This is a genomic window from Sphingobacterium corticibacterium (assembly GCF_004208525.1).
GTDB lineage: Bacteria > Bacteroidota > Bacteroidia > Sphingobacteriales > Sphingobacteriaceae > Sphingobacterium > Sphingobacterium corticibacterium.
In genome coordinates, this window is sequence record NZ_SGIT01000002.1 from 401,389 (window position 1) to 426,315 (window position 24,927).

Annotated in this window: 16 protein-coding genes; 11 read left to right on the forward strand and 5 right to left on the reverse strand. The window is 44.8% G+C overall.

Translation table 11 applies throughout. The features are described 5' to 3' along the window. Nucleotides 1-25: 25 nt before the first annotated feature. The 9 genes from EWE74_RS10465 (at nt 26) to EWE74_RS10505 (ending at nt 7,954) form a co-directional block, all read left to right on the forward strand. Complete coding sequence (locus tag EWE74_RS10465; RefSeq protein ID WP_130141496.1) at nt 26-379, forward strand: HesB/IscA family protein; 354 nt, start codon at nt 26-28, stop codon at nt 377-379. Nucleotides 380-436: 57 nt separating this feature from the next. Next, nucleotides 437-634, forward strand: coding sequence for a hypothetical protein (locus EWE74_RS10470; RefSeq protein WP_130141497.1), 198 nt, complete (start codon nt 437-439; stop codon nt 632-634). After that, nucleotides 634-906: a type II toxin-antitoxin system RelE/ParE family toxin gene (locus EWE74_RS21545; protein ID WP_130141498.1), complete on the forward strand. Its 273-nt coding sequence runs from the start codon at nt 634-636 to the stop codon at nt 904-906. Before EWE74_RS10470 ends, EWE74_RS21545 begins: the two co-directional genes overlap by 1 nt. 104 nt (nt 907-1,010) lie before the next feature. Next, nucleotides 1,011-4,427, forward strand: a complete 3,417-nt coding sequence (gene ileS, locus EWE74_RS10480; protein ID WP_130141499.1) for an isoleucine--tRNA ligase — start codon at nt 1,011-1,013, stop codon at nt 4,425-4,427. A gap of 2 nt (nt 4,428-4,429) precedes the next feature. Beyond that, the gene (locus EWE74_RS10485) at nt 4,430-4,816 is read left to right on the forward strand and encodes a TraR/DksA family transcriptional regulator (protein WP_130141500.1); all 387 of its coding nucleotides are present in this window, start codon (nt 4,430-4,432) and stop codon (nt 4,814-4,816) included. 68 nt (nt 4,817-4,884) lie between these two features. Next, a complete protein-coding gene (locus EWE74_RS10490) occupies nt 4,885-5,535 on the forward strand; it encodes a lipoprotein signal peptidase (protein WP_130141501.1) in 651 nt (216 codons plus the stop codon). Nucleotides 5,536-5,548: 13 nt separating this feature from the next. After that, nucleotides 5,549-6,505, forward strand: coding sequence for a M20/M25/M40 family metallo-hydrolase (locus EWE74_RS10495; RefSeq protein ID WP_130141502.1), 957 nt, complete (start codon nt 5,549-5,551; stop codon nt 6,503-6,505). Next, nucleotides 6,493-7,416 (forward strand): SDR family oxidoreductase, encoded by a 924-nt coding sequence (locus tag EWE74_RS10500; RefSeq protein ID WP_130141503.1) that lies wholly within the window; start codon nt 6,493-6,495, stop codon nt 7,414-7,416. The genes EWE74_RS10495 and EWE74_RS10500 overlap by 13 nt, the downstream gene beginning before the upstream one ends. A gap of 13 nt (nt 7,417-7,429) precedes the next feature. Then, nucleotides 7,430-7,954: an acyl-CoA thioesterase gene (locus EWE74_RS10505; RefSeq protein ID WP_130141504.1), complete on the forward strand. Its 525-nt coding sequence runs from the start codon at nt 7,430-7,432 to the stop codon at nt 7,952-7,954. Nucleotides 7,955-7,979: 25 nt separating this feature from the next. Here EWE74_RS10505 and EWE74_RS10510 read toward each other — a convergent pair whose 3' ends face one another. The 5 genes from EWE74_RS10510 to EWE74_RS10530 are packed head-to-tail and all read right to left on the reverse strand — an operon-like array spanning nt 7,980 to nt 22,014. Next, on the reverse strand, nt 7,980-9,953 hold the full coding sequence (locus EWE74_RS10510) for a fibronectin type III domain-containing protein (protein WP_130141505.1): 1,974 nt from the start codon (nt 9,951-9,953) through the stop codon (nt 7,980-7,982). Nucleotides 9,954-9,963: 10 nt separating this feature from the next. Next, the gene (locus EWE74_RS10515) at nt 9,964-18,168 is read right to left on the reverse strand and encodes a carboxypeptidase-like regulatory domain-containing protein (RefSeq protein WP_130141506.1); all 8,205 of its coding nucleotides are present in this window, start codon (nt 18,166-18,168) and stop codon (nt 9,964-9,966) included. Then, entirely contained in the window at nt 18,165-19,883 is a 1,719-nt protein-coding gene (locus EWE74_RS10520; protein WP_130141507.1) for a hypothetical protein, read from the reverse strand. The genes EWE74_RS10515 and EWE74_RS10520 overlap by 4 nt, the downstream gene beginning before the upstream one ends. Before the next feature lie 31 nt (nt 19,884-19,914). Beyond that, on the reverse strand, nt 19,915-21,111 hold the full coding sequence (locus tag EWE74_RS10525) for a collagen-like domain-containing protein (protein ID WP_130141508.1): 1,197 nt from the start codon (nt 21,109-21,111) through the stop codon (nt 19,915-19,917). A gap of 36 nt (nt 21,112-21,147) precedes the next feature. Beyond that, nucleotides 21,148-22,014 (reverse strand): collagen-like domain-containing protein, encoded by an 867-nt coding sequence (locus EWE74_RS10530; protein WP_130141509.1) that lies wholly within the window; start codon nt 22,012-22,014, stop codon nt 21,148-21,150. Nucleotides 22,015-22,205: 191 nt separating this feature from the next. Here EWE74_RS10530 and EWE74_RS10535 point away from each other — a divergent pair, with 191 nt between their 5' ends. Then, the gene (locus EWE74_RS10535) at nt 22,206-22,913 is read left to right on the forward strand and encodes a LytR/AlgR family response regulator transcription factor (protein ID WP_130141510.1); all 708 of its coding nucleotides are present in this window, start codon (nt 22,206-22,208) and stop codon (nt 22,911-22,913) included. Between the two features lie 26 nt (nt 22,914-22,939). Further along, nucleotides 22,940-24,922, forward strand: coding sequence for a tetratricopeptide repeat-containing sensor histidine kinase (locus EWE74_RS10540; protein WP_130141511.1), 1,983 nt, complete (start codon nt 22,940-22,942; stop codon nt 24,920-24,922). The last annotated feature ends 5 nt before the right edge of the window (nt 24,923-24,927 follow it).

The window sequence follows — 24,927 nt, forward strand, 5'->3', positions numbered from 1 at the left end:
AACGGAAAAAATTAAACAACGCGTAATGAGCACAGAAACAACAACAAATACTGCCCCTGTAACCCTAACTGAAGGTGCAGTTTCGGAACTGAAAAAGTTGATCGACCAACAGGAAATCGGCGCAGATTTCGGCTTACGTATTGGCGTTGAAGGCGGAGGCTGTTCGGGTATGAGCTACATACTGGGTTTCGACCAAAAGAAAGACGGTGACACAGAATATGTCTTAGAAGGTATCCGTGTTTTCATGAATAAAGCGCATGGACTCTATTTAGCCGGCATGGAAATCGATTTCAAAAGTGGCCTAGACGCCCGTGGCTTTACGTTCAACAATCCGAACGCTACGAGCACTTGCGGCTGCGGAAGTTCGTTCTCGGCATAATTTGCGGCAATAGATTACAAAAAAAATTGTAAATTCGCAATAGTCTAATTGGTTATTATGGTAACGGTAAGAATTAAGAGTAAAAATAAGCAGGCTAAAGCATTGATAGAGATGTTGAGAACTTTTTCTTTTGTAGAAGTAGAGGAAGAGCAACGCTATAATGCTGAAACAGAAAAAGCTATTCAAGAAGTTCGGAAAGGAAAAGTCGTTAAAGCTGAGAATTCTGAAGACCTATTCAAGCAGTTAGGAATTTGATGTACGACATCGTTTATTCTAATAAAATCAAAAAGGATATCCAACTTGCTCAAAAAAGAGGATTAAATTTAGCGTTATTTAAAGATATTATCCGAAAACTCGAAAAGCAAGAACCCCTACCTATAAAACACAAACCACATAAACTTACTGGCAACTACAAGGGACTTTGGGAATGTCATATTCAACCAGATTGGCTATTAATTTGGGAACAAAACGACGAGATCAAACTTATCTCACTTATCCGAACGGGTACACATGCTGATTTATTTTAATGTTTAGTTATATCCAGCCCTTATTTCTCAATCTACGTCACACACTACTATTTTCCATTTAAAATCACTAAATTAGCGACCTTTAAAAACAATCGCAATTTCGGATGTACAAGGAATATAAGCAGTTAAACTTGCCTGAAATAGGTAGAGAAATACTAGAACGGTGGGAGTCGAATAATATCTTTGAGAAAAGTATATCAAATCGTCCGGCCAACAAACCCTATACGTTTTATGAGGGTCCCCCATCCGCCAATGGTATGCCAGGCATCCACCACGTGATGGCGCGCTCGATTAAAGATATTTTCTGTCGCTATAAAACCTTGAAAGGATTCCAAGTGAAGCGCAAAGGAGGATGGGACACGCACGGGTTGCCTATTGAGCTAGCTGTCGAAAAAACATTGGGTATTACGAAAGAAGATATCGGCAAAAAAATCAGTGTCGAAGCTTATAATGATGCCTGCCGAAAAGAGGTGATGAAATATACGGATGTGTGGAATGACCTTACCCAGAAAATGGGCTATTGGGTTGATCTTAGTGATCCGTATATCACCTATCAGAATGAATACATCGAAACCTTATGGTATTTGCTTAAAGAGCTTTACAAGAAAGGGCTTTTATACAAAGGCTATACCATACAACCCTATTCTCCCGCGGCTGGAACAGGTTTGAGTTCACATGAGCTGAACCAACCGGGAACATACAAGGATGTCAAAGACACTACGATTGTTGCCGAGTTCCGCTTAGATAAAACACAGGTACATCCGCTTATGACCACCTTAGTGGAATCTGAGGAAGAAGACGTTGCTTTTATCGCATGGACAACCACCCCTTGGACATTACCGGGCAACTCCGCATTGGTCGTCGGTAAGAACATCGACTATGTCAAGATAAAAACCTTTAACCAATATACAGGTCTTCCGGTATCCGTTATCCTGGCAAAAAATCTGATCGGGAAGCATTTTAAAGCCGAGGGGCAACAAGCGTCTTTCCAAGACTATAAAGTGGGAGATAAAATCGTGCCTTGGGAAATCGCTGCTGAATTTAAAGGGGAAGCATTGGTAGGTTTGCGTTACCATCAACTCCTACCCTATGTGACCAATGAAGAATTATTGGAAAAAGCCTTTCGTGTAATTCCAGGAGATTTCGTAACCACCGAAGACGGTACAGGTATCGTACATGCATCGCCAACTTACGGTGCAGACGACTTTAGGGTCTGTAAGGAGCATGGAATCCCTGCTATTTTGGTACGCGATGAAAACGGGAAGGACGTCCCTACCGTAGACCGTACCGGACGTTTCGTCAACGAAATAACCGACTTTGCAGGTCGTTTTGTAAAAGAAGAATATTATTCCGCAGAAGAGCGTGCGGAAAAAGACTTTAAACCCACAGACGTCTTAATTGCTATTAAATTAAAAGAGGAAAATAAAGCCTTTGACGTCAAGAAATACGAACACTCCTATCCCCATTGCTGGCGTACAGACAAACCAGTATTATATTATCCGTTAGACAGTTGGTTTATCCGCACAACAGCTGTCAAAGACAAGTTGGTAGCGCTAAACCAAACCATTAATTGGAAACCAGAAGCTACAGGTTCCGGCCGTTTTGGGAACTGGCTAGAAAACCTCGTGGACTGGAACCTTTCCCGTTCCCGTTATTGGGGCACACCGCTTCCGATATGGCGTTCAACGGACGAGAATGAAGAAATATGTGTGGGCTCCTTACCGGAGTTAAAAGCACGGTTAGAACAGGCGGTACAGTCGGATGTACTGAATGCAGAAGAGAAAGCCGTAAACCAATCTTATCTGGATAAATTTGGGACGGATACGTTAGACCTGCATCGTCCATATGTAGACGATATTGTCCTGGTTTCTGACAACGGACAGAAAATGTTCCGTGAACCGGATTTGATTGACGTTTGGTTTGACTCGGGCGCAATGCCTTACGCACAATGGGGAATTGATCATGACAAATTAGCCCATGGAGACGAATACCCATTCAGGGACGGATACGAAGATGCCTTTCCAGCAGATTTCATCGCCGAAGGTGTAGATCAAACCCGAGGTTGGTTTTTTACACTTCATGCGATTTCAACCATGATTCGCGGATCGGTGGCATTTAAAAACGTCGTATCAAATGGTCTGGTATTAGATAAAAACGGCAACAAGATGTCCAAGCGTTTGGGCAACGCCGTTGATCCGTTTGTCACTATTGATAAATACAGTGCTGACGCAACCCGTTGGTATATGATCAGCAATGCGGCGCCGTGGGACAACCTTAAATTCAATGAAGAAGGCCTAGACGAGGTTCGTCGTAAATTCTTCGGCACCTTGTATAACACCTACGCTTTCTTCGCACTATATGCCAATATTGATAATTTCAACTATAGCGAGCCGGATATTGCTATAGAAAAGCGTCCGGAAATAGACCGTTGGATTATCTCCTTATTGAACAGTTTAACCAAAGAAGTGGACGGATACTATGCAGACTTTGAGCCTACCAAAGCTGCGCGTGCTATCCAGAATTTTGTCGACGAACATTTAAGTAACTGGTATGTACGCCTGTGCCGCCGCCGTTTTTGGAAAGGGGATTATACAGAAGATAAAATTTCGGCCTACCAAACATTATACACCTGTCTGGACACCGTTGCAAAGCTGATGTCACCTATTTCGCCGTTCTTCTCGGATCGCTTGTATCTCGATTTAAACGCGGCCTCTAAAAAAGAACCATACGACTCGGTGCATTTGGCGGATTTCCCTGTTTATCATGCGGACCTGGTAGATAAAGACCTAGAGGAACGCATGGCGTTGGCACAAGACATCTCATCACTGACATTGTCCTTGCGGAAGAAAACAGGTATTAATGTTCGTCAACCGCTAAACAAAATTTTAGTTCCGGTATTAGACAATGCTTTCCAGGAAAAAGTAGAAAAAGTCAAAGAACTTATTTTATCGGAAACAAATATTAAGGAGGTATCCTTCATTACGGATACGGCAGGGATCATCAAAAAGAAAATAAAACCAAACTTTAAGGTTCTAGGCGCCAAAGTAGGAAAGGATATGAAAACGGTAGCTGCGTCCATCCAATCCTTGAACGATGAACAAATTAGCTTATTAGAATACGAGGGATCGTTAAAGCTAGAAGGCACCCCATATACTATCCAACCGGAAGACGTAGAAATTATAGCAGAAGATGTTGCCGGATGGCAGGTCGCCAATCTGGGGAAATTAACCGTTGCTTTGGACATTAACATTACCCCTGAACTGAAAAAAGAAGGATTGTCAAGGGAGTTGATTAACCGCATCCAGAATCTCCGCAAAGAGAAAGGTTTTGAGGTGACAGATAGAATTAAAGTAACAATAACTCAAAATACTGAAATACAAGAAGCTGTAGAGAATAATTTATCGTATATTTGCACCGAAATTCTAGCAAACGCTATTGATTTTGTAGAAGCATCGTTGGAGTCTGGAGACACTATCGAGATCGATGGTAAGGAGTTAAGAGTAATTGTTGATAAAATTTAATTATGGAAATGAGTACAGAAAAAACACGCTACAGTGATGCCGAACTTCAAGAATTTAAAGAAATTATTCTTGCAAAACTTCGCGTAGCAAAAGAGGAACTGGCGGCTTTGACATCTTCGTTAAGTAGCAGCAACGCCAACGGAACAGATGATACTGCGGGGACATATAAGACATTAGAAGATGGCTCAGCGACGTTGGAGAAGGAACAAACAAACCAGCTTGCAGCTCGCCAGAAAAAATTCATCGACAATCTAGAAGCTGCTTTGGTACGCATTGAAAACAAAACGTACGGTATCTGTCGCGAAACCGGTAAGCTGATCCAAAAGGAACGTTTAAAAGCTGTCCCACACACGACGTTGAGCATTGAAGCGAAAAACAAACAGTATTAACAATTAATAGGAGATAGAATGGAGATGTTCAAAATACAACTTTTAAGCATCTCCATTTTTATATATTTATGAAAGGCTATAACCGACCACTCTTACTGATCGCCATTATCTTGTTCATTGATCAAGTATCAAAATTTTGGGTAAAACTCAACATGACTATTGGACAGGATTTTAATATCATAGGCAATAAGTTTCTCATCCATTTTATTGAGAACAACGGAATGGCCTATGGTATGGAATTTGGCGGAGAGTTTGGAAAGCTTTTTCTTACCCTGTTTCGAATCATTGCGGTAATCGGTATAGGATACGGGTTACATTATATGATTAAAAACAAATATCATCGTGGCTTTATACTCAATGTTGCATTGATATTTGCAGGTGCATTGGGAAATATTATTGATTCCACTTTTTACGGTGTTATTTTTAACGAGAGTACATTCTACAACACAGCTACTTTATTTCCGGAAGGCGGAGGCTATTCGTCGTTATTCCATGGAAAAGTGGTCGATATGCTTTATTTTCCTTTGATAGAAGGTAATTTCCCCGATTGGTTCCCTATTTGGGGAGGAGAACATTTCCTCTTTTTCCGTCCGGTATTCAATATCGCTGATTCAGCTATTTCTGTTGGGGTATTCCTTATTTTGATTTTTCAAAAACGTTATTTCAAAGAGGAACACGTGGAAAAAGAAAGCGTGAACAGCGAAGTTTTGGAAGATTAGGTATATTTAGGGCATGAAAAATAAAGCCCCATTTTCTTTTTATATAATAGCGCTACATTTTCTATTATTTATTCCCTTTCAATCTGTTTTAGCACAGATCAACCAAGAAAACCTAAAAAAACACATCTATTATTTAGCTGACGACAAGATGCAAGGCCGTGGCACGGGTTCTAAACAGGTCAAAAAAGCAGCAGAATATATTGAAAAGCATTTTAAGCAATACGGACTAAAACCTAAGGGAGAAAAAGGCTACCGTCAATCTTTCGAAGCGCGGGTACGCCGCGTCGTAGTAAAAGACAGTATTCGCCAAGCACACAACGTTATCGGTTACATTGATAACGACGCCCCGTATACCATCGTTATCGGCGCGCATTACGATCATTTAGGAGAAGGCCATCAAGGTGGCTCAAGGGATTCGCTCGGTGTGGGGCAAATCCATAATGGTGCGGATGACAATGCGTCTGGTGTTGCAGGTTTATTAGAACTCGCCCGCCATTACAGTAGCAACGCTATCATGGAGCCCTTCAATTTATTATTTATTGCTTTCGGAGCAGAAGAACTTGGATTGGTAGGCTCTCGATATTTTACGGATAATCCTACGATTCCATTGGAAAACATCCATTGGATGTTGAATATGGATATGATTGGTCGATACAATGCCGATAATGGTGTTGCCGTTATAGGCTATGGAACCAGTTCGAAATTTCCTACCATTTTTGAAAATATAACAAGCGATATCAAATTTAATCTCAGTCGTGACGGAAACGGTGGTTCTGACCAAACTTCCTTTTATAAAAAAAACATTCCTGTCTTGTTTTTCCATACTGGGGGCCATGAGGACTACCATAAGCCGGGAGATGATCCGGAAAAAATTGATTACGAGGCATTGGAATCGATCTTGAAATTGGAAATTGATGTCATTAACAATTCCATGAAACAGGATAAAATGGATTTTCAATGGACAAACTAAAACAAACAATTCTTATTACAGGTGCGAACGGGTTTCTTGGGCAGAAGCTCGTTGAAAAGTTAATCGATAAATTGCAATACCGTATAGTCGCTACTTCTAAAAGCGAAAACAGGAATTTTATCCAGAAGGGTTATACCTACATACCATGTGATTTTACAAACATGGATGCGCTTCAGGCATTATTAGATGAAGTTCAGCCAGATAAAATCATCCATACTGCAGCTATGAGTAGCGTAGAGGCTTGCGAAAAAGACCCCACACTATGTGAAAAGGTAAATATCGAAACCGTTTATCAATTGGGACAATATTGTGCGCGACATGACAAGCATCTCATCCACCTATCGACCGATTTTGTATTTGATGGGAAAGAAGGCCCCTATAGGGAAAGTGATACGACGAACCCTTGTAATGCATATGGAGAAAGTAAAGTGACGTCTGAAACACGTTTATCATCCACCGGTTGTCGTGCCGCGATCCTGCGTACTATTTTAGTGTACGGCATAAATGGAGATCGCAATCGTTCCAATTTGGTTCTTTGGGCAAAGAAACAATTGGAAGATAACAACCGCATCAACGTCGTAAGCGATCAGTGGCGTATGCCTACTTTCGTAGATGATTTAGCGGATGCCTGTATCCTTGCAATAGAAAAAGAAGCGACCGGTATATATCATATCTCCGGCGACGAAATGATGTCTGTATTGGACGCCGTTTACCATATCGCAGATTTTTGGCATTTGGACAGGACGCTTATTAATCCAATCCGCGCCGTTGATATCGGACAAGAAAACAATCGACCGAGAAAAACGGGTTTTATTCTCGACAAGGCAAAAGCAGAATTAGGCTACTCCCCTACTCCGTTTATAAAATCGCTAGAGGAAATAGAACAGCAGTTTAGTTTTTATAACAGATAACGACAACAAAAGCATGAATAAAAAATTCGCAAAAGAATCCTATACGGAAATGAATGAACTCGTACTTCCAAACGATACGAATACTTTTGGTAACCTGATGGGCGGACGGTTATTATATTGGATGGATATTTGTTCGGCTATGGCAGCCCAAAAGCACTCCAATAGTCCTGTAGTAACCGTATCGGTGGATAATGTTTCGTTTAAACGCTCCATCAAACTAGGCGAGGTGGTTACCATACAAGCGAAAGTAACACGTGCATTTAGTTCGTCGATGGAAGTACGCATGGAGATTTTTGCACACAACCTACCGGAAGGAACCCGTATAAAATCAAATGAAGCGTACTATACATTCGTGGCTATTGATGAGAACACAAAACCTCGAAAAGTCGCCGAACTGGTTCCAGAATCGGAAGAGGAAATAAAGCTCTTCGACGAAGCTTTACAGCGTCGCGAGCTACGATTGATCCTCGCCGGTAAAATGGCAGTTAAAGATGCGAAAAGTATCACGTCATTGATCAGTGCCATGAAGACCGTATAATTTTACCCTTTTAAAGATCGTCCTTTCAGGGACTATATATCACTTCTTCGCTCCAATCGCTTTCCATCTCGTCTTGGTCGACACAGGCGACATAGTAGAGATAGTTATTCCCTTGTTTGATGTCCGTGTCTTCGATGGCGGTTAAGTTTCCCTCAAGTGTTTTGTATAATACAGGTGAGTCCGTGTTGACGACCCGGTAAATATGGTACTTCTGTATAGGCGCTTCGCTCCCATCCCAAGTTAGGTACACTTTCCCCTTATTTTCCATAACTCTTACCTTAAGTGGCGGGAGCAACTTCTCGGGAATGCGTTCGATATGGATAGGCGTGCTCAATGCGCTTTGGTTTTTATGGATAGAGACCGATTGTACCGCGTAATCATACCTATCTTTTGCCCGCAGGGTATCCACATATTCATTGATTCCGACCGTGGCAAGTGGTTCTTCAGAAAACTCCGCACTATCTTTAGGTTTTCGATAGATATTGTAGCGGTCGATACTTCCCTCCCATCTGTCCATATCCCGCCATGTGATAGACACGGTGTTTTTATCCATCCAGATAACCTGCAACTGATCGGGAGCGGAAACCCTTCTATCCTTATGCTCGGGGATACTGATAGCAATCAGTTCAGACATCGGGCTTAAGGACTGGGTCTTGGATACAGCTGTGATGCCATAGTAGATGACTTCGCCGGCATCCGTTGCTGTACTGTCCAGAAAGGTCGTGACGCTATCCTTTTCGTAGGGAATCATGTTGCTCACCTGTTGTAATTCTCCGTTGCGGCCTACAGCCCGATACACATAGTAACCCGCTACGTTGAGGCTGTCTTGGTGCATCCAACTCAACTGTGGTTTATCGTCGATGATTTCGCCCCGTACGTAATGGGGTGGAACGAGATTGACCACTCCTTGGTATAAACCCGACGTACGAGCGGAGGCGAACGACATATTGGATTCACCTTGGATTAACAGTTGATAATAGTAGTTACCCCCACCGATAACATCATAGTCGATAAATTCCGTATCTGTTACGGGCAATGTTGCCAACAACGCATAACTGGTATCGTAGTCCGCACTTTTGTAGATCAAAATATTTTGTAGTGCATAGCGCTGATCCAGTGAATCCCAGGTAATGCGAATACCTCGGTCTACGGCGGTCGTATTGATATTAAAGCCAGCATTGACATTACGATTCCCCCCTACCTGCAGCGATACGGTATCGGATGCTATACCCAAATTACCCATGAGGTCTTTACCTCGGATAAAATAATCATATCGTACGCTCTGGAGGACGGTAGTATCCTGCGTAAAATAGATGACAGAATCCTGCATTTCATTAAGTACCATCCCTTTGGTCGTATGAATCTTTTCAAAATCGTCAAATCCACCACTTGCCTTTCGGTATAGTTCAAAGCTAGGTGCTCCATTTGCAGTTGATGAACGAAACCGAAGTTCGGGATAGCCCTCACCCGGATCGACATCAAAGCTCCGCATCGCAGCGAAATCAATCGTGTCTAACCGGTGGACAACAGAACCGCTGTACCGATCGCCGTCTTCGTTTTCGATAATATAATCATAGCTTTTACCCAACTCTACTGATGTATCGAGAAAGGCTAGCCCAACGTACAATTTGAGGTGGGGAGCCGGCGCCGTCACAAACTCGATCTGCGTCTCTTGATTATGCCAGTAGCTCCAAAGCATATTGACCGTGGAATCCGAGAGCGGTGAGGAGTCGGGCATATAGAACAGCAGATCATTGATCCGCTTAGCCAGTTCCTTGGCCGACCGAACCGGATCGTGTTGCAAGACCGGTTGGTATTCAGCTTGTTGAATCTCCTTCCGAAGCACGACATAGCTTTTGTTACCAAAGTCCATATTGTTCAGGTCGGCGTAGATGCCATTCGGCGTGCTAATCATGTTGATGACGGTGGCCTGCTCTTGCCCGGACAAGCTAGTTGCGTAAAGCAAAATAACACTAAAAAAACAAACTATATTTTTCATCTGTATAAATTTAATAATCAAAAGCATCACTATTACTACAGCTTCCAGATCCTTTGGTAAATTCGAAATCAACGCCTTTGGTACATCCACCGCCCACGCACAGGGTCAACAGTCCCATGACATCCATATCAAAGCCTTTCGAAAAAAGCGTACAATCGAGTTCCGCAGCTACCGCAGCGGAGAAGCATCCCTTGGCATCGAGTGAAAAACCGTTGTCGCTACTATTGGTAAACATCGCTTTGACCCCCACTTCGGCACGTACGTCCCCGCTGATGCTGCAACCGATGTGGGTGACCTTGGCATATGCATGAGCAAATAGCATGGCTCCTATCGATATCTGTTGATGTCGGGCCGCAAAATTTCCGTAGATACGGGCGTCCAACCCTACTGATGCACCTACTTCCACATTGGGTATACCCAACGCAAAAGCCGCAAAATCCCCTACACCGAATTTGATTTTAAACTCCGGTAGAAAATCCCGTCTACCAGTTATCAAGAAGCCTCTTAGCCCGTTCGAATGGAACGTCGACGGCAATTTCTTAACATACGACCTGCTGGTCATCTGCTGTTCGATCTGTGGCGTCAACTCAGGATAATAACCTATGCCGATCCCCACATCCACCGGGAATATGATAGGAACCGGGGCCGTTACTTTTGCGCCGGCAAAGAAGTACCAGCCTTTGGGTTCAAACAACATTTCAATCTGTATGTTATTTAATGTAACCACACCAGCCGTCAACAAGGGCATACTGAGACTTCCCGTAACACGACCGCTCTTGAAGTCAAAGTCAAACTTACTTCCCGAGAATCCACCGTTGCCTCCTGCCAATCCATCGGCAAGATTGTCAACCGGTAGTTCCTCCATAACGGCTTTCACCGTTTGCATCGCGACTTGCTTGACTTTCTGCTCTGCGGCATCTTTCACATTGATTCCGGTGACACCTTCGATCAAGCCGTTGAGCTGCATCATACTACCGATTGGATTGCCGTCAATCAGCGAATTGACTACGCCAAGACCTTGGCCGGCAAGCCGCATACGTCCCGCTAGGTCAGCTAATAGCTGCGAACCGGATTCCGCCATAGCCATCGCCTGACCATAGGTGCTCTGTCCTTGATCCAAAAAGCCGATAATCTCATCACGCATACCCGATATCGCCGGATCGTTCAAGACCTCATCAACCATATTGGCCGCAAAGTTCTCGGCTTCACTCTTAAAATTTCCGAGGAGTATCTCTGTTTGCTTTTTGACTTCAGCAGCCACTCGACCTGTCACTTCATCCGTCACCATACTGACCAGATGGGTATATATTTTCTGATCAGATTTTGGCAAGGTGATGACCCCGGCCATACCCAATCCCTGCGCATTAAACAGCTGGTCGTTTTTGCCCTTGCTGATTGTTCGGAATTCCGTTCCACCATCGCCGATAAAGGAAAAATCCAGATGTGACATCACCATTCTGTTTCTACCTCCATCTTCGGCATAATAGCTTAAAGTCGTGTTGATATTGTCCGGCGCCTTGGGTATGTGTAGGTTGGTGCTACCCGTAAACACCACCCGGTCGGTTGTACTGAAAAAGGAAACCGGACGGAACGATGCTTGATTGTACAAGGTAATCGGCGCAGCATTCTTTTTGAAGCTCGTCAGTTCCTCGTCATTACTCAATACAGATACATACTCAAATATAATTTTGTCACTTGATCGGGTCATACCCTCCAGTTCACTAACATAAGCCGCTTCGCCGCTTCTGTTCGTTAGTGTAAACTTAAAGTGTCCTTTACCAGCAACCCGTCCTACATCCGGATCGTAAATTAATACCGCTTCGGTACCGGACATCATGTTCAGTTTTACTTTCGCCGTACCACCCAGATACAATTTATCCCGGAGATCATTGGGATCGGCATCGTGAAATATCAATTCGCCAGGGATAATGGAGATTTTCCGCAGTGCGATATCCGCACGCCCGGTAAACAGCGTACTGTTATTCAAGATGATACCACCGGAATTTGGCGCCAGATTCCAGGACTTGCTGACAATTTTCCATTTATCCAGGTTGATCGTTACTTCCCCCATTCCGGTAAGCGGCCGGATGCCATCATGGGTAATCTGTGCCTTACCGGCTTCCATACTGATCGTGAGTCCGCCTTGTATCTTAGGGCTGAGCGTGAGGAAGAGATGTGCTCCTTCTTTATCCATAAAGGATTCCCGATCATCTTTGGTATCACTGACACCGTCAAAGCCGAGGTACTTGAACGAGATAGCCTCTCCCCGATCTCTGCTGATGGAATACTTACTAGACAGTGCTTCGTTTCCTGTACGGAATACGTCCAAAACCATTTTTTTGGTCCGATCCGTATCGCCGTAATTTCCTAAGTAGAAGTCCGTCTTTTCGATGGTCATGTAGCTCGTCGGGAAGTTAAACGAATTGTCTACCAGACGAACCTTCCCCTGTATCGTACCGGTGCTATCGGACGATAGCCGGTTAAGCACTATACCGGACGATTCGCCCATCAATTCAGCATTGTAGTGTTCAAAGGCTCGAATCTGTGTCTTTTGGTTGACAAATGTAATCTGTTCAGTTACAGGCACAGCAATCGGTATATTGCTCGCATTGCGCAGATTTGATTTGCGGACTTTGAGGTCGGACACTTTGAGTGCCAATCGTCTGTCAGCCAACGCGCGTAAGGCGAAATTGTCGTTTCCGGTTACCTGGATGACCTCGCCCGAGACCGTGTATTCCTCACCGTTCTGTTCGTATTTTTCCAATCGGAAATCAAAACCGTACAACTTGCTTATATCGATATTGCCCAACTCGGTGATAACAAGGTCTATATCATTTATGCTACTACTGCCGGCAACCATATTGACCATCCGCTCGGTTCCGACATAGGTTTTTGCATCCTCGTGGTAACTGCCTTTTATTTTTGCAGACGCAACTTCTAGGGTGCCAGTACCGCCATCCCAAAAGGTATATTTGGGTATCAGCAGCTCATATCTGCCATTGGCATTGGTATAGGCCTGACTTTCGGAATTGGAACCTTGCCCGAGATCCAGATAGACCAAGGCATCTTTGACAGGTGTATCACTTTGGGCAAAACGTACTGTTCCGGTGATTTTGACGGCCGGCATGACGGTGATATCGACGACCCTTTCTCGAAGGTCATCCTCGCTGTGTACATTGTTTTTGCTGGTCGGTATAAATGGAATGCCATTGAGCACCATCATATACATCCCGTTTGCCGTTATTTCTACACCACGGTTTTTGACATAGATATTGAAGTTGCTCTTCGAATTGTTAACAAACTCGAATCGGGCTTCTCCACTGCCATTGGTATTCACGTGTTCTTCCCCTGCCCCCTCGATATAGACACTTGCATTTGGTACCGTTCGCCCGTCTGTCGTTTTAACACGTACCTTAATTTTATGCTTGCGTTTTTGCAATTTGAAATCTCCGAGAAATGCGCCAGGTCCCGAAGGATTGACTGCCGCCGTGAGTGTCAGATATGCCGGATCGTAAGGCATGATGATGATAGAATCCGGACGGGTGGGCAGGTCTATAACAAATTTTTGCCGACCGATGGCTATGAGCTGGGTGCCGACCATGAACGTCTCGTTCACGGCGGTGCTTAGGCTCTGGCTCGCCGTACTGCTGAACGTACCTTGGTTAATCGTCTGGTTGGTAGCCGCATTGACAATTTGGAGATTTCCGTTTTGGTAGCTTGGCGAGTTAAACGCACTTTGTATCACGTGGTTGTTGCCGGTGTTCAAATTAACCTTAAAGACAGTAGAAATACCTGTTGCATTTTGTCCCTGCGTGGTAGTTGTAGTCTGTATGCTGCCGTATTTTCCGATAGTTGTAGCTTTGCCGGGATTCGCTTTGGTATCCACGATGGTATTTTCAAAATTCTTAGTTGCAAATGTGACAGCATGGCCGGTATACGCAGTTCCTGTATTCGTACTCCCCTCATGTTCGGCAAAAGTATCCACCCATTTGCCATTGACTTTCATCTTTACTCTCGCCGTGACACCCCTATTGGTTTCCGCGTCCATCACGTAGCCGTAGGCATTCGTACCGAGTGGATTCAGGTCAAAATTAACATTGATCTGCTCTCCAGACAAGCCATGCGGTATGAGGGGTAAATTATCTTCGGTCTGCCGTTCGAATCCTGGGGCAGACAAGATGGATACATTATTTTTACATCCATAACAAACACGTCCTGTATTGATCACTTCGGGGTTGAAAGATTCCAGTCTCTTTGCTAATGATTCAAAGCTATAATATCCCTGTTCGTCCGTAGTTGCCCAATCTTCGAGCAGAAAATTTTCTCGTTGATTTTGATAGGTCTTGCCGTTGATGAGGATTTGCGCCTTTACCTGCACGCCTTTAATGCCAAGTGTCGTCGTTTTATCGGTGACTCTCCCACGTATAGCCGTTGGTTTAGGTACCAGACGGAGAGCGTAATCCAGTGTTACATTCGGATCAAATTCATGGTTGAATACAATCTCCTGATCACTTATCTGATAGCCAAACGGAGGGAGAATAGCTTTCTTTTCGTTTTCTAATGCCATATTCATGGGACTAGAACGATGATTCACCTTGTGAATCAGTCCTTCGAATGTCACCATGTCTGTCCTTCCCTTGTTGTCGGCATGGAAAACATAGCTATCCTTGTAACCAGGTTTATTGGCGGGGAGCGTCACCACATTTTCAAAAAGAACATAGCTGTTGTTGGATGTCTCAGTGCTGTATACCATGTCCCTGACTTTGGTATAACTATACAGTGCGGAAAGCCCATTGTTGGTTACATTTTGTACCATTCCATTGTTAATCACCACACCTGTAAATGTCGCATTGACATTAGGAGTGTACATGGCTGCCATGGCAGTGATATTTCTCTTTCCAGTCGACGCTTGGCTCTGGGTACCTATTGGCTTGTTCGGCTCACGATCACCCGATAGGTTTGGCCCTTTGATGCCCTGGGCTGACAGGCTCGCGAATTGACCCGCGTTTGTCCAAGGAGCAGGGTCGGACGTGGTCACGCCTTGTATAGCAGAGGTAATACCGCTATTCGGCAATCCCGAATGGGGGCTGACGCCACTTTGATGGAGATCTAGGCCGGGAATGGTTGGTAACGCGGCCTTTGCTTTGGCATCGATATCCCGATAGAGGGCAACGGGCACATGAGGAAAAGCCGTTGCACTTGTCGGGTTAACGGCTTTATCCACCTTAGACACATTGACCCTTAGGTTGTATGTCCGGACAAAAGATACCAGCGTCCCCATGTCTTTGCTCTCCCACGGCTGTACAATCACATTCTCATCGAGCGCGCAGTAATACGGCTCATCCGGAACGATGCGGTAAACCCGTCGAAATGTGACATCACTAGCGCCATACAAATCTCCGCTCATGCCATTTGTGAGCACGCCACTTTCATACGTTCCATTTAGATCACTGTTTGGGAAATCAAATTCAAAATTACCCTGCGCATCGGTCGTGACCGTTTGTAGCACTTTACCATTATCTGCTACGTCCTTACCATTGATAAATACGGTGTTGCCCGTTGCGAGCTTGGCGGGTGTCCCATTAAGGTTGACCATAGCGGATAGTGTATAGAAATTGGTTGCACCGGCCGCAACCTGCATCGTCGTATTGTTTGTATTGGACGTATTTTGTTTCTGGTACTCATAGAAGACCATCAGCTTGACTTTCATATTGGCATAAGGTTGCTCGGGCACACCTTTCATATTCTTAAAGGCGTAGTTAAGCTTTCCGGTTACCTTCGTGCGCGGCGGTGTATGCAGTTCCTTTTTTAACGTCAAGTAGGCTATTTCAGGCTGATCACGATAACCATAGTCCGTCCACTTGCTCGCCGTGTAATTACGGGGTGTTTCCCGGTGTCCATATAAGGAACCCAAAGCGGCTTTCGTCGGGATGCCGTTCAATCCTCGCGTATTGGACGTCTGTACAGCTTTTGGATCCTTGTTGTTGTTCGTTGCTACGTCTTGGATCAACTTATTCATATCGAAGGACACTTCGGGTGCTTTTTGAATACCTGATAGCGCGCTGAGGTTGTTTGTATTAGTCTTTGCATCAGTACCAGTCGTATTGGTATGACCGGTTTTGCTTACCGCATTGACGGCTGTCGAAAAGTTCATTTCCCGGGCCACGAAGCTACCATCGACCAGCTCTAGTTTGTATTGATAAGCATCGGCGGGAAGGTTCTTAAATAGATTATTAAAAACTATCCTTGCCGCTTCAGCAGATTTTTTGTTGGTCAGTTCCGGTGTGGTGCGCTCCGCAATCAGCACCTTGTCGTCAGAAAGTGCCGATAGCAGGGTCGATTCATTTGTAATATCACCTTCATATAGCGGTATACCGTAGGTCTTGTCTTCTTTGAACCGCCGTTCACGATAAAGACGTATTTTGGCACCGGACACATAATCTCCTTCGAGACCATTGAATACTTCCCGCACATTAATGGACAGGGAGTAGCTATTGGCATCGATCATGACATCATCCAAATCCCTGACCGCTCCGGGCTGAATCTGCAGGTATTCCTGACTTTGGAGAAAGTGAGGATTATTGACCTTCACCTTATAGTAAACCCCTAATTGTCCTTTCAACTTTCCAATCTCTTGATTTTGCCTCATCATCAGGCCGTGTATGACTTGATTCCTTCCGAGGTTGACATTTTCTTCCCATTTTTCAGTCGGGATAACACCTGCGCTGTCAAGAGATGACATATAAATTTTAAGCTCAAAATTACCATCCGCATCCGTCATCACAGATTCGCCGTTCATCATATCCTCTCTTTGCAATGCCTGGGTCACCACCATCGAAGGATCGGTAATGCTGCTGATACCGTATTCATCGATATTGGCAATCCCATAGACTTTGGATAGGTATACCTCTTGGTTGGCTATCGGATAGGTTGCACCTGATGCGTCTCCTTTGAATCGGTACACCAACCTTCCCCGGATGGTCGTCTCTTGCTTGCCGGCGGTATCTAGATGTGCCAATTCAGCACCATATCTAAAATCAACGGGACTACTTTGCCCTTCATCGACAAACATAGCCGACCCATCGGGTGACATAGCGGTAACTTGCACACGATAGCGTCTCCCTTTTGTCAGTGCAGGCATCGTTACCGGATCGTAGGTAAGCTGTTGCGCATTGGCGACCGTGGACGTTATCAATGGCTGCGCCGATATAGCTTGCCCCGCGGAATCTGCCATTTCGAACAGTCGGACAGTGTACCGGGTGTTAGGGGGAGTTTCAAAATCTGCGTTCCAATCGAATCGGAGCTGTTGGGCACCGGTAAATTCACTGTTGTGGCTCGGATTCATAATAACAGGTGCTTTGATGGGATCGCCATAGGTAAAGGCAATGGCCTCACTCATCCCCTTGTTCCGGAAAAATGACATACCACTCGGATCCACCGCCTGCACAATCATGGCGTATTGGCGGCCACGAATCAGGGTGGGATGTGCCGGTCCGTAAAGCAGGCTATTGCCATTGACCGTTTCTTCGTAAATAGGTGGCGTGGACTGGATAGCATCGTTGGGATCTCTCGGCACAACCATTTCCACAATTTTCACCTTGTATTGGATGTGAGGCGAAGAGCCCGGAGGAGTAGCCCAGGTAATAGGCATGGCTTGCACTCCCCTTGTACTGACCGTCTGCTGATGCATCGGCATCAGAATGCGCGGCGGTTCCAGATCGGAAATCCTGAACATAGTACAGCCAATCGGTTCATTGGGGCTCATGGGCTGCATGGTCTGGTAGTCCAACGCCCGGATACAGAGCGTGTAGTTACCCTCCAATAGCCCCAGTCCACGCGTCATATCTGATCGGCTAATGCCGGTATATTCGATGGTGTTGACATCAAAAAGAAAGGCAATATCGCTTCCGTTCAAGCTCGCCGTTTGATTAGGGCCTAGTACGATCGGATTGGGGCTGCGGTAACCCGGTTTGACCCAAGCCGAGATACCGTTGTCACCGGTGATCTTCGCCGTCAGTTGTATATGCAGCTCTTGTGTGGTTGTGTTGGTCACCGTCACCAACATGAGCTCGGGACGAGACACGTAATCTGCAATCCTGCTCTGATAGGGCGGCAGTACGTGCGTCGTAATCTGTACTTGTGCCAACAATGCTTCGGCCCACAATAACATAGGGGCTAGCATCACGAATATCTTGTATATGCTGTGTGCTTTCATAGTCCAAAATTGAATTGGTAAGCTAGTTCTCCCCGGGTCTCCGAAAAAGAGGGACTTCCTCCGGTGATGGCGCTTCCGGGATTGTTCTTGGTGAAATACATCATCGCACGCAGTGATTGCCATTTATTGATCGTGTATCCGATATTAGCTGACCCGTTGAAGATCAAGCTTTTGTTTCCTTGGCTTTTCCCCTGCATGATGCTACTATTTATCCCCGTGGTCAACTTGTTGTTTGCAAAGGCGTAATTTGCGCCAAGGGTAATTCCTCGATAGCTGTTGGTCATCGCTTCACTGTTGAGATTGGTGTAGCTGAGTGAAGAGCTGAGCGAGAGTCTCTTTTGCGGGAATGAAATAGTATAGTTGAGTAGATATTGACTGGTGGTGATATCCCTACTCGGGACATCCGGGTTGTTGTCAAAGTAGCTGTTGTAATCGTTCATGCTGCTGATGTTAGCGGAGAGCAGAAAGATCTGTATCTTGTCTGTCTGCTGTAGGCTATAACGAGGCATGATACCGATCGTCCGGGTTGTCTGTACAATTTTGAGCGAATCGGCAAAGCGCAGGGTATTCGGTCGTTGGTTGTTAGAGAAATTATTGAAATTGACATCTAATCCCAGTTGTGACGTTAGTTCGCCCGATATTAATCCAGATGCTATTACCCGTCGGGAGGTAGCTTCTTTCTGTAAGCGGATATTATCTTGTTCCAGACCGAAGCTCACATTGGCCCGAAACTTTCCACTCGGGTGATTATACGAGGGGCTGATGGTCAGGTTTTCAATATCGTTATTGAAAAAATAAGCACCCATGGACGTGAATCCCGGTTCGATACGCCGGTAATTGGTCTTGATGGCGTAGTTTTTACTTTGATAACCGAGTCCCACATTGAATGCTAGAAACCACTCGGAACTACCGTTGATATCGAGCAGTCCAGCGAGATTGCGTAAGGTCTTGTCAGGAATGGAATCCAGCGTCAATGTCGAATTGAGGTCGCGGGTCAGTAAACTAATCGCTCCATCACTTTCTACAAAAAAACGCTTAAACAAGGTGAATTTTGTCGCATAAGCCAATACAGAATTGGCAGCAGGTTTGATCTGGTTCTCAAAGATAGCCAAATCTCCCGGCATGCTCGTGCTATCGTCCCGGGCGTGCAGAAAGCTGAGGTCGATGTAGTTGGTAGCGGATCCATAACCTATTTTTGCGGCTAAGCCTTTCCGGCTGAAGGAATATGGGACTAAAGACATAGAGGTCGTGTCGATCACTGTCGCGCGATTGAGCCGACCATACATCATACCGATACGTAATTTCCCTGGATTGATCTCGAATCCCCCTCCCAGCATAGTATGTCCAGCCAAGGTATAGGGCGAAAAGGTTACGTTGCGATACCCCGCGTGCAGGGTCACCCACTTATAGGTGGGGCTTAGTCCATATTGGTTAAAAGGTTGCTGGAAATTACGCTCCTGCTTGCTGAAAGTGAAGCTCGTCGGGATCGTCCAGCCGTATATCGACAGCGTAGGCGACCCACTTAGCACATAATTGTACGGATCCATCCGGTTGGGAATCCCACTAGCATTGTAGTACAATCCCCTTAGGCTGACATTTCCGTTAAAAGCAATAGGTTTTTGTTGTGCGATGTTAGTAAAGTCCTGGGCTACGAGGAGCCCGGGACTTAATACCAACAAACCATAAAACACTACAATATGAACTATTCTCTTCATGACAGATTGGTTAATCAGATCGTTCATTTCTTTAATCCGGAATATGGAACACCGTTTTCACTTGATTAAAATCACGGAGGTCTACGTTGGTGCTGGCCAAAACACTTCCCGGAATCAGCACATAACGGACGGCATGGTACCCATCAATAACTAACGTACCGTGATAATAAATAAAGATATTTCCCGGTTGAACGAAATACCAAACGGATGCACCACCTACTTCTCCGCCGAGTTGTTCCACATAGTCAACTTTACCGTTATTATATCGCCTATACACCAAAATCTGTCCACGATCCATAATGGCTTGGGTAAGTTGTGGTGCAGTAATCCCATAACCTTGCTGTATATAGGTATCAATCACATACCAATTGCTGTATATTACATTAGCTGCACCAGGTTCTCCATCCTTGCCAGGAGGTCCCTGAGGTCCTGCGGGACCTCTCAGATTCATGGTAGGGCTACCCCATCCAGAAGCCGTCTTGGGGCCGTAGAGATTGGCCGTGCCGGTATGGATATAAAAGTCTCCTACAGCGCCGATACTTGTGGTAGGTGTGGAAGCTCCACTCCATATCTTCGATCCGGGCGTACCGGCGGGACCTTGTGGACCAGTGGCTCCACTTAAATTGGTGGGGGTACCCCAGCTTGAAGCTGTTTTAGGACCGTAGAAATCGGACGTGGTCGTGCGGAAATAAAAATCGCCAACAACGCCTAATGAAGTTGCCGGAACCGTTGTTCCACTGTATATTCTAGAACCATCATCGCCTTTTACGCCTTTGAGATTAATAGGTGTTCCCCAGCTTGTAGCCGTCATAGGCCCGTAGAAATCACCGGTTGTGGTGCGGAAGTAAAAGTCGCCGACAGCGCCTGTTCCTGCCGTAGGAACAGTTGTGCCACTCAAAATCCTCGAGCCGGCTGCTCCGGCGGGACCTTGGGGTCCCTGTGCCCCCGTTGCACCGGTAGCTCCACGAAGGTTCGTTGCTGTTCCCCATCCAGCATCGGATTTAGGTCCGTAGAAATCGCTGTTGCTGGTACGGAAATAAAAATCTCCGATGTCTCCGATGTCGGCGGTAGGTGCGGCACTACCGGTGTAGATACGTGTGCCGTCCTCACCGTCGACACCATGCACACCGTCTTCGCCGCGAGGGCCTACATCGCCCTCTTTGGTACAACCTAATATAACGCACAGAAAAAGCAGTCCTGCGAAAACTGTCCGGATTTTTATATTCATCTTCATCATGTTTTATTTGTTGTTGTTAACATTAACCTAGTCTGGAATCTGAAATACAGCCTTTACTTGATTATAATCTTTCAAATCTATATTTGCATTTGCTTGTACGCCGCCCGGAATCAAAACATACCGGAATTGTACGGCTCCAAAGCCGAGGTACGGTTGCGTGTTGTCATGTGTAAAACGGGTCAGCAACAGACGTCCTGCACGGGGAACGAAATTGACAGTATTGGGTCTTGCGCCCGCGCGGGAGGTGTAGGGTAACGTAAGCACCGTGGTTCCAAACCGCATGTACACCTGGATCATTCCATTATCGATGATGGTCTGGGTCAACGGAGAAGCTGCAAGATGGTTGACTTTTAGATTTGTCCCATCAATCAAGGTATCCCGTTCAGCTTGGGGAAAAGACCTCCATCCACTATAAATCACATTGGCTGTACCGGCAGAACCTTGAGGACCACGCAGATTGATAAACGTCGTTGGCCAACCGCTGGCAGCCTTGGGACCGTACAGCGCAGCGTTGGAGGTACGCAAGTAAAAGTCTCCTACCGCACCGACATTAGCGGCTGGTACAGTCGTGCCACTCAAGATCTTCGCCCCGGCTGCTCCGGTAGCGCCGCGCAAGCTCGTCGGTGTACCCCAGTCTTCTGCTGTCTTAGGTCCGTAGAAATTGGAGTTGGACGTGCGGAAGTAGAAATCTCCAACACGACCTAGATCTGCTGGAGGAACAACCGTACCACTATATATGGTTGTTCCATCATCACCTTTTTCGCCCCGGATACCTTGCTCTCCTTGTGGACCTTCTGGGCCGATATCGCCTTTTTTGCAAGACGTAACTATAAATAGCACGCAGGTCATCCCGATGAATAATAATTTGCTGATGTTTATGTTAAACGTTTTCATATTGCTGTTTTTTTGGTTACATAGATATTGTCCAGTAAATCCCCTTATCTTTCCACTAAATTAAATCTTCCGCTACCCCGACACTATTGTCTATAGATAAACGACATTTTTAATAGACGAACGACATCTTTTTAATTATAAACACTATATTTATCCACCTGTAAATCTTATCTTTATATGGAATAATTGTTATGAAGCCTTTCAATTGCATAGTTGTAGACGATGACGAGATAGATCGCCTGATGATTGTTTCTTTTGTAAAGCGATATGAACAATTATGCCTTGTAGGAGTATTCGAAAGTGCGGAGGAAGCCTTGTCTAACGGTGATTTTAGCCAAATAGATGTTGTTTTTCTAGATATCGATATGAATGGAATGGACGGAATTTCGTTTCGCAGGATGATCCAGGAAGTTCCGGTCTGTATTTTCATCACCTCGCACCCTGAGTATGCTTTGGATAGCTTCTCGGTGGAGACTTTGGATTTTATAATAAAACCGATCACATTACAGCGATTTAATGAGGGTATAGTACGGTTACAAACCTTTTTAAGTATCCAACAGAAAGCACACCTATATGAAAATATGCTTGGAACCGATCATGTCTTTATACGTGAAGGACACCGAGAGACCAAAGTTGCTCTGCACGATGTGTTGTATCTGGAGGGACTGAAAGATTACACACTTCTGGTAACCGAAGACAAGAAACATTGCGTATTATCGAGTATCGGCAATCTATTAAAAGAATTACATTTCCATCATTTTGTACGCATCCATCGAAGCTTTGCCGTCAGAAAGGATCTTATTAAATCGGTTTCTGCCAAAGAGGTATTGTTGACAAACGATATCAATATCCCGATAGGCCGGAGTTTTAAGGATAATATTAAATCATTGTTGATATGACAAAATTGGAACTAGATTAAAAACCGATGAAACATATACTGACTATACTGCTACTAACATCTGCAATCTCTCTGTATGCACAAAAGCAGGGACAGGAGCGGGTTGACTCCCTACTTACTGAACTCGAAAAAGCAGAAGCCGATACCACAAAGGTGAATATATTGAATGAGGTGAGCAGGCAAAACATTAGTTTCGGGAATTATGAAATTGCTATGGAGCAGGCTGAAAAAGCCTTATTAGTGGCCCGAAAAGCCCAGTTTAAAAAGGGCGAGGCCGATGCCCACAGCAGCATAGGAATTATTTACAGCAACCAGGGAAATTATCCGGAAGCATTAAAAAATCATTTGGCATTGCTGAAAATAAGTGAAGAAACGGAGAATAAAGCGAATATGGCCAGTGCCCACATGAATATCGGGATTGTTTATGCCATACAGGGCAACTATCCTGAAGCATTGAAATTCTTTTTAAACGCACTAAAAATATTTGAAGAAATTGGGAATAAAAACAGAACAGCCAGTACTTACGGCAATATAGGTAATATTTACCGCATTCAGGGAAATTACCGGGAAGCACTGAAAAATCATCAGGCAGCATTGAAGATATTTGAAATCATTGAGGATAAACGAATGATTGCCAGCTGTTATATTAATATCGGGAATATTTATGTCGACCAGGATAATTATCCGGAAGCACTGAAAAATCATCAGGCAGCATTGCGAATATGCGAAGAGGTGGGCGCAAAAAGAGAACAGGCCCTTTCGTCTAATAACATAGGGGGAATTTATAGAAAACAGGGTAATTATGCGGAAGCATTGAAAAGTCTCTTTGCATCACTTAAAATAAGCGAGCAAATTGGGCACAAAGAACTAATGGCTATGACCTATTCCAGCATAGGATTTGTTTACGAGAAGCTGGGTGAACTACGGGAAAGCGAGAAATGGCTCTACAAAAGTTTACAGTTAGGCAAAGAAATCGGAATGACAGATAATACCCGGGATACGTACGAAGCGCTTGCACGTACCGACAGCGCACAGGGCAATTACAAAGGGGCTTTTGAAAACTACAAAATGTACACCGCCTACAAAGACAGCCTCTTCAACGAAGAAAACACCAAAGAACTAACCCGCCTGGAGATGAACTATGGTTTTGAAAAGCAGCAGGACTCCATCCGCCTTTTGAACGAAAAAGAAATCGCCGTACGCGATGCTTCTATAGCGAACGTACGCAAGCAGCGCTTGTTTTTTATTGGCGGAATAGTTGCCCTGACCATCATTGGAGGATTATTGTACTACCAAAGCAAACAACGGAAAAAACACAATGAAAAACTCCATTTGCTGAATACCGAACTCGATCAGGCTAACCGCATCAAAACCCGGTTTTTCAGCATACTGAATCACGACCTCCGTAGTCCGGTGGCTAATCTCATCCACTTCTTACACTTACAAAACGAAAACCCTGAACTGTTGGACAAAGAAACGAAAGAACGTCTGCAGGGCAAGACCATATCGGGAGCGGAGAACCTGCTTGCTTCGATGGAAGATCTACTATTATGGAGTAAAGGACAAATGGAAAACTTTAAACCCGAACCAAAACAGATCCAAATAAAACAACTGTTCGAGGATAATCAAAAAGTTTTTTCGGGATATCAAAATATTCATTTCGTATATAATAATCCAGATAATATAGAGGTATTTACAGATCTGAATTATTTAAAGACAATCGTCAGAAACCTGACTAGCAACGCCATAAACGTATTTACGACTGCAGAAAACCCTACTATAATATGGGAAACCCGGCAGGAAAACGGACGAGTATTGCTTTCCGTGACGGATAATGGTCCTGGTGCGGACAGCAAAAAATTCCGTGCCTTGTACGATGACAAGGAAGTTATAGGAATTAAATCGGGATTAGGCTTGCACTTGATTCGTGACCTTGCCAAGGCGATTGGCTGTACAATAGAGGTGGAATCCACGATCGGCAAAGGAACAACCATACGGTTGTTGTTTTAATGAAT

Bases quoted from the DNA above. Each gene is read 5' to 3' on its own strand.
- EWE74_RS10485 (WP_130141500.1), top strand. From the start codon at position 4,430: ATGGAAATGAGTACAGAAAAAACACGCTACAGTGATGCCGAACTTCAA.
- EWE74_RS21545 (WP_130141498.1), top strand. From the start codon at position 634: ATGTACGACATCGTTTATTCTAATAAAATCAAAAAGGATATCCAACTT.
- EWE74_RS10515 (WP_130141506.1), bottom strand. From the start codon at position 18,168: ATGAAAGCACACAGCATATACAAGATATTCGTGATGCTAGCCCCTATG.
- EWE74_RS10530 (WP_130141509.1), bottom strand. From the start codon at position 22,014: ATGAAAACGTTTAACATAAACATCAGCAAATTATTATTCATCGGGATG.
- EWE74_RS10495 (WP_130141502.1), top strand. From the start codon at position 5,549: ATGAAAAATAAAGCCCCATTTTCTTTTTATATAATAGCGCTACATTTT.
- EWE74_RS10505 (WP_130141504.1), top strand. From the start codon at position 7,430: ATGAATAAAAAATTCGCAAAAGAATCCTATACGGAAATGAATGAACTC.
- EWE74_RS10525 (WP_130141508.1), bottom strand. From the start codon at position 21,111: ATGAATATAAAAATCCGGACAGTTTTCGCAGGACTGCTTTTTCTGTGC.
- EWE74_RS10535 (WP_130141510.1), top strand. From the start codon at position 22,206: ATGAAGCCTTTCAATTGCATAGTTGTAGACGATGACGAGATAGATCGC.
- EWE74_RS10500 (WP_130141503.1), top strand. From the start codon at position 6,493: ATGGACAAACTAAAACAAACAATTCTTATTACAGGTGCGAACGGGTTT.
- EWE74_RS10540 (WP_130141511.1), top strand. From the start codon at position 22,940: ATGAAACATATACTGACTATACTGCTACTAACATCTGCAATCTCTCTG.
- EWE74_RS10520 (WP_130141507.1), bottom strand. From the start codon at position 19,883: ATGAAGAGAATAGTTCATATTGTAGTGTTTTATGGTTTGTTGGTATTA.
- EWE74_RS10470 (WP_130141497.1), top strand. From the start codon at position 437: ATGGTAACGGTAAGAATTAAGAGTAAAAATAAGCAGGCTAAAGCATTG.
- EWE74_RS10510 (WP_130141505.1), bottom strand. From the start codon at position 9,953: ATGAAAAATATAGTTTGTTTTTTTAGTGTTATTTTGCTTTACGCAACT.
- EWE74_RS10465 (WP_130141496.1), top strand. From the start codon at position 26: ATGAGCACAGAAACAACAACAAATACTGCCCCTGTAACCCTAACTGAA.
- EWE74_RS10490 (WP_130141501.1), top strand. From the start codon at position 4,885: ATGAAAGGCTATAACCGACCACTCTTACTGATCGCCATTATCTTGTTC.
- ileS (WP_130141499.1), top strand. From the start codon at position 1,011: ATGTACAAGGAATATAAGCAGTTAAACTTGCCTGAAATAGGTAGAGAA.